The sequence below is a fragment of the Kocuria sp. NPDC057446 genome (genome assembly GCF_042802875.1).
Lineage (GTDB): Bacteria > Actinomycetota > Actinomycetes > Actinomycetales > Micrococcaceae > Kocuria.
In genome coordinates this window covers 1-5,315 of record NZ_JBHVDI010000205.1, presented here as the reverse complement: position 1 = coordinate 5,315, position 5,315 = coordinate 1, and the positions used below count along the sequence as shown (strand labels likewise).

Annotated in this window: 4 protein-coding genes and 1 pseudogene; 1 reads left to right on the top strand and 4 read right to left on the bottom strand. The window is 77.6% G+C overall.

Features of this window, described 5'->3' with window-relative positions; genetic code table 11:
* Nucleotides 1–58 precede the first annotated feature (58 nt).
* From ACFU0Y_RS16800 to ACFU0Y_RS16785, 4 genes are all read right to left on the bottom strand, one after another.
* Nucleotides 59–562, bottom strand: coding sequence for a DUF3145 domain-containing protein (locus tag ACFU0Y_RS16800; protein ID WP_344123215.1), 504 nt, complete (start codon nucleotides 560–562; stop codon nucleotides 59–61).
* A gap of 309 nt (nucleotides 563–871) precedes the next feature.
* Nucleotides 872–1,822 (bottom strand): tyrosine recombinase XerC, encoded by a 951-nt coding sequence (locus tag ACFU0Y_RS16795; RefSeq protein ID WP_380215885.1) that lies wholly within the window; start codon nucleotides 1,820–1,822, stop codon nucleotides 872–874.
* Nucleotides 1,823–1,831: 9 nt separating this feature from the next.
* Complete coding sequence (gene dprA / locus ACFU0Y_RS16790) at nucleotides 1,832–3,037, bottom strand: DNA-processing protein DprA (RefSeq protein WP_380215883.1); 1,206 nt, start codon at nucleotides 3,035–3,037, stop codon at nucleotides 1,832–1,834.
* A gap of 41 nt (nucleotides 3,038–3,078) precedes the next feature.
* A complete protein-coding gene (locus ACFU0Y_RS16785; RefSeq protein ID WP_380215881.1) occupies nucleotides 3,079–4,674 on the bottom strand; it encodes a YifB family Mg chelatase-like AAA ATPase in 1,596 nt (531 codons plus the stop codon).
* Between the two features lie 115 nt (nucleotides 4,675–4,789).
* Between ACFU0Y_RS16785 and ACFU0Y_RS16780 the strand changes: the two are divergent.
* A pseudogene (locus ACFU0Y_RS16780) lies at nucleotides 4,790–5,315 on the top strand (hypothetical protein); the annotation flags it as partial.

Genomic DNA, 5,315 nt, shown 5'->3' with positions numbered 1-5,315 from the left:
CGGGACGGCCCTCGTGCGTGCTGCGGGCCCCCGGAGGCGGGGCCGGTCCGTGCCCGGTTCAGCCGACGCGGTGGAGCCAGCGCACCGGGGCGCCCTCCGCGGCGTGCCGGAAGGGCTCGAGCTCCTCGTCCCAGGCCTCCCCCAGGGCGAGGGAGAGCTCGTTGATCACGAGCAGCGGGTTGCCGGCCGCGGTCTCGTAGGCGTAGCGGATCCGGTCCTCGGAGACCATGATGTTGCCGGCGGCGTCCGTGGTCGCGTGGAAGATCCCGAGGTCGGGGGTGAAGGACCAGCGGGCGCCGTCGTGACCGCGGCACGGGTTCTCGGTGACCTCGAACCGGAGCCGTCCCATGGTGCGCAGGGCCGAGGCGAGGAGAGCCCCGGTGCCGGCGGGGCCCGACCACTCCAGCTCGGCGCGCACGGAGCCGGGCTCGGCGTTCTGCTGGGTCCACTCGAGCTCCGTGCGCTGGCGCGCCACGGACTCCAGCGCCCACTGGATGTGCGGGCACAGGGCCCGCGGAGCGGAGTGCACGTAGAGCACTCCGCGCGTGGTGGGTGAAGACATGACCTGTTCCTCCGTCGTGTAGGTACGTCTTCCCCAACGCCCTGCACGGAAGCGGTCCCACCCGTCGGGTCGCGGCGAGCGTGCCGCCCCCGGACGATGCTGTTGTCCGGGCTCGCGTCCCGCCGCGGGGATTCGAGGCCCGCACGGCGTCCGGTCGCCCGGGTGCCGCACCCGTCGTTCCGGCCGGTCCGCAGCGCGTTGCCGTGTCCGGGACGTCGAGTACAATACGCCACTCATTCAACTGCAAACGTTCCGCGGGCGTCAACCCGGGACGTCGCATCGGCCCGTGCTCCCGCGCCCGGGCCCGCGTCAGGCCCGCGGATGTGCCTGGCGGTAGACCGTGCCCAGCCGGTCCACCGAGACGTGCGTGTAGATCTGGGTGGTGGCCACCGAGGCGTGCCCGAGCAGCTCCTGCACCGTGCGCAGGTCGGCGCCGCCGTCCACGAGGTGCGTGGCGGCCGAGTGCCGCAGGGCGTGGGGTCCCCGCGCGGCGGTGTCGGGGACGGCGCCGAGCTCCCGCTCCACGACCCGCCGGACCTGCCGGGCGTCGATCCGGCCGCCGCGGGAGCCGAGGAACAGCGCCGGGCCGCTGTCCGCCGCCGCCAGGACGGGGCGGCGCACCAGCCACAGCTGCAGGGCCTCGTCGGCCGGGCCGCCGAAGGGCACCGTGCGCTGCCTGTCGCCCTTGCCGACCACCGTGAGGACGCGCCGGGAGCGGTCGACGTCGTCGACGTCGGCGCCGGTGAGCTCCCCCACGCGTGCGCCGGTGGCGTAGAGCAGCTCGAGCAGGGCGCGGTCCCGGGCGGCGAGCGCGGCGTCCGTCGCTCCCGTCCCGGGCGCCGTGGAGCGCGCCGCGAGGTCGTCGAGCAGCTCTCGCATGCCGTCGGCGGGCACGACGTCCGGGAGGTGGCGCCGGCGCCGGGGGGCGACGAGCCGCAGGCTCGGATCGGCCCCCAGGAGACCCGTGGCGGTGGCCCAGCCGAAGAACCCGTGGACCGACGCCGTCCAGCGGGCCATCGAGGACCGCCCCGCGCCCTCGGCGTGCCGGGCGGCCAGCCACGCACGGAGCATGTCCAGGTCCACGGCCGCCGGCGCGGCGACCCCGTAGCGGGCGTGCAGCCAGGTGAAGAGGGCACGGAGATCTCCCGTGTAGGCGGCCACGGTCCGGGGACTGCGGTTCAGCTCGTGCACCAGGTGGTCCGTGTACCGTTCCAGGGCGCGGACCACGGCGGTGGGCAGCGGGACGGCGTCGGAGCTCATGCGGCGAGTCTAGCGACGGCGGCGCCACCCCTCGCCCGTGCCCTCCGCCAGGCCGCGCTCCTCGAGCCGGCGCAGTCCGGCCAGCACCTCGCGGGCGGACAGGCCGGCGACCCGGCAGAGGTGGTCCGGGCGGCTGCGGACCGTCAGGGGCAGCGCGTCGAGGAGCACCCGGTCGCGGTCCGAGAGCCCGTCGGCGACCGAGGCAGGGGCGGGGCGGTCGGGCGCCGGTGCGGCCCCGAGGGGCTGGACGAGCTCGAGCACCTCGTCCGCGTCCGTGACCAGGACCGCGGTGCCCTCCCGCACCAGCCGGTGGCAGCCGGCGGAGGTGCCGGCGTGGACGCTGCCGGGCACCGCGCCCACGGGGCGGCTGAGCCCGTCCGCGTGGTGGGCCGTGTTCTGCGCCCCCGACCGCCAGCGGGCCTCGACCACCACCGTGCCGGCCGAGAGGGCCGCGATGATCCGGTTGCGCTGGAGGAAGCGGTAGCGGCTGGGCGTGCACCCGGGGGCGGCCTCGGTCAGCAGCAGGCCCGTCGCCTCGACACGGCGGAGCAGCTGCTGGTTGGCGGCCGGATAGAGCCGGTCGATCCCGCAGGCCATGACGGACACCGTGGGCGGAACGGCGGTGCCGGTGGCCAGGGCCGCCGCGTGCGCGGCCCGGTCGATGCCGTGGGCGCCTCCGGAGACGACCGTCCAGCCGCGGGAGGCCAGGGCGCCGGCCAGGTCCAGGGCGACCTGTTCGCCGTAGGTCGAGCAGTCCCGGGAGCCGACGACGGCGACGGAACGGGCGGTGGGGAACCCGAGGTGCCGCCGGTCGCCGCGCCCCCAGAGGCCCACCGGCTGGAACAGGCCCAGGTCGGCGAGCGCCGCGGGCCAGTCGGGGTCCTCGGGGACCGCGAACCACGCTCCTGCGCGGGCGGCCGACTCCAGGTCCGCGGCGGCGTCCAGCTCCGCCGCCCGGGGAGCCCAGCGGGCCAGGGCGCGGCGCAGGTCCACCTGCCGGGGACCGTGTCCGGCCTCGGCGGCGGTCCGCACGAGCACCGGGTGCTCCCGCGCGCCGATCGGCCGCGCCCCTGTGGCGACCTCGAGCGCGGCCACCGGTCCGAGCGCGGCCAGCAGCAGCATCGCGGTGAGGTCCGTGGGCTCGACGAGCCGGGACAGCCCGGCCCGGGCGAGGCGCAGGGGGTCGTGGCGGGGAGCGGACGGGGCGGGATGCACGGTGGAGCCTTCCGGTCGCGGACGGATGGACGCTGCGGCGCTCAGGCCGGGACGAGGGAGCGGAAGTACAGGGCGGTGTGGACGTCGTCGACGCCCGGCACGCCGCGGCCCTCGAGGTCGGCCAGCGTCCAGGCGACCCGCAGCACCCGCTGGTGCCCCCTGGCGGTCAGCGAGCCGCGGTCCATGGCACGCTCCAGCGGGGCGGTGACCGGGCGCGGGGGACGCAGGGCGCCGTGCAGGAGGCTGCCACCGAGCTCGGCGTTGGTGCGCAGGCCCAGTGCGCGCAGCCGCTCGGCCTGGGCCGCCCGCGCGCGGGCGACGCGCTCGGCCACGAGGGCCGTGCTCTCCCCCTGGCCCGCCCCGGCGGCGAGCTCGCCGTAGGAGACCTTCGGCACGGCGATCTGCAGGTCCACGCGGTCCAGCAGCGGGCCGCTCAGCCTGCCGAAGTAGCCGCGGCGCGCCCGCGGCGTGCACGTGCAGTCGGCTCCGCGTCCCCCGGCCCGGCCGCACGGGCAGGGGTTCGCCGCGAGCACCAGCTGGAATCGTGCCGGATAGACCGCCGAGGCCGCGGACCGGTCGATCACGACCCGGCCGTTCTCGAGGGGCTGGCGCAGCGCGTCGATCACTCCGCGGTCGAACTCGGGGGCCTCGTCGAGGAACAGGACGCCCCGGTGCGCCCGTGAGGCGGCGCCGGGCCGCGGGATCCCGGCGCCGCCCCCGAACAGGGCGGCCGTCGAGGCGGTGTGGTGCGGCGCCTCGAACGGAGGCCGACGGAGCAGGGCGGTGCACGGCCCTGCGGCCCCGTCCAGCGAGTGGACGGCCGTGACCTCCATCGCGGCGTCGTCCTCGAGGTCGGGCAGCAGGCCGGGGAGCCGCTCGGCGAGCATCGTCTTGCCGGATCCGGGCGGGCCGACCATGAGCAGGTGGTGCCCGCCCGCGGCTGCGATCTCGAGGGCCAGGCGGCCGTCGGTCTGCCCCGCGACGTCCGCGAGGTCCGGCGCGGCGAGCGACGCGGCGGATGCCGAGGGGGACGCCGGGGAGGACGTCGCGGCACCGTTCGATCCGGCGGCGTCCGGGGCCGGCGCGCCCGGGACGAGCCCAGCGGCCGCCGGCCGGCGCAGGTCCGTGGGAGCGGCGCCGGCGGCGGCGAGCACGTCGGCAAGGCAGGCGAAGCCCTCCACCCTGGCCCCGGGGACCAGAGCCGCCTCCGCCGCGTTGGCCGCCGAGACGACGATCCGCTCGTGCCCGGCGCGCACGGCCGCCATGACAGCCGGCAGGATGCCGCGCACCGGCCGCAGGGCCCCGTCCAGGCCCAGTTCGGCCATGAACACGGTCCGCCCGGTGGGGGGCACGTCCCCGGCGGCCTGCAGGGCGCTCAGCACGATGGCGAGATCGAAGAGCGATCCGCGCTTGGGCAGGGTCGCCGGAGTGAGGTTGACGGTGAGCTTGCGCGGGCTCAGCGGCATCCCGCTGTTGCGCGCCGCCGCGCGCAACCGCTCCCGGGCCTCGTTGAGCGCCGTGTCCGGGAGGCCCACGATGGAGAACGCGGGAAGCGTCTGGCCGATGTCGGCCTCGACCTCCACCATCGACCCGTCGAGCCCGACCAGGGCGACCGCCCACGTGCGCGCGAAGCCCATCAGCGCACCGCCGCGCGACGGGCGGACGGACGGTGCGGGCGGAGCCGGGGGACGGGGACCGGACGGTAACGACGACGCAGCATGGGGACCTCCTGGTCCCCATGCTGCGCATCCCGTGCGCCGGGCCGCGGCCCGGGCCGCCCGGCGGTGGAGCGGAGCGCCGGATCAGGCCAGTTCGGCCCTGCTGGGGAGCGAGGACGGCGCCCCGGTCGTGGTGCTGGGCGACGGCACGGGCATCGGAGCGGAGGTGGGGCTCGGAGACGGGGTGGGCGTCGGCTCCGGGCGCGGCGGCCAGTTCCGGCGCCCGGTGGAGCTCGGCGCGGGCGAGGGCGTCGCCCCAGCCGTGGCGCCGCCCTGCTCCGGGGTCTGGCCGTTGTTCCCGGCCGTGCCGGTCGCCGGCGGCGCGGGCTCCGGGGCCGGAGTGGGCTCGGTGATCGGGCCGGGGGTGGGCTTCGGGGTGGGCACCGGAGCGGGCGGCGGAGTGGGCGCCGGAGCGGGCGGCGGCTCCTCGGCCGGAACGCAGACCGCGTTCCAGGCCGCCTGCTGGACCGGGCCGGAGGGCTGCGCCGGGTCCGTGCAGTCGGGCGAGTACACGGGGTCGGGGGCCGGTGCGGGCGCAGTCGGAGCCGGCGCCCGCGGGG

Coding starts and splice junctions, on each gene's coding strand:
- ACFU0Y_RS16800 (WP_344123215.1), bottom strand. CDS start 562: ATGTCTTCACCCACCACGCGCGGAGTGCTCTACGTGCACTCCGCTCCG.
- ACFU0Y_RS16795 (WP_380215885.1), bottom strand. CDS start 1,822: ATGAGCTCCGACGCCGTCCCGCTGCCCACCGCCGTGGTCCGCGCCCTG.
- ACFU0Y_RS16785 (WP_380215881.1), bottom strand. CDS start 4,674: ATGGGCTTCGCGCGCACGTGGGCGGTCGCCCTGGTCGGGCTCGACGGG.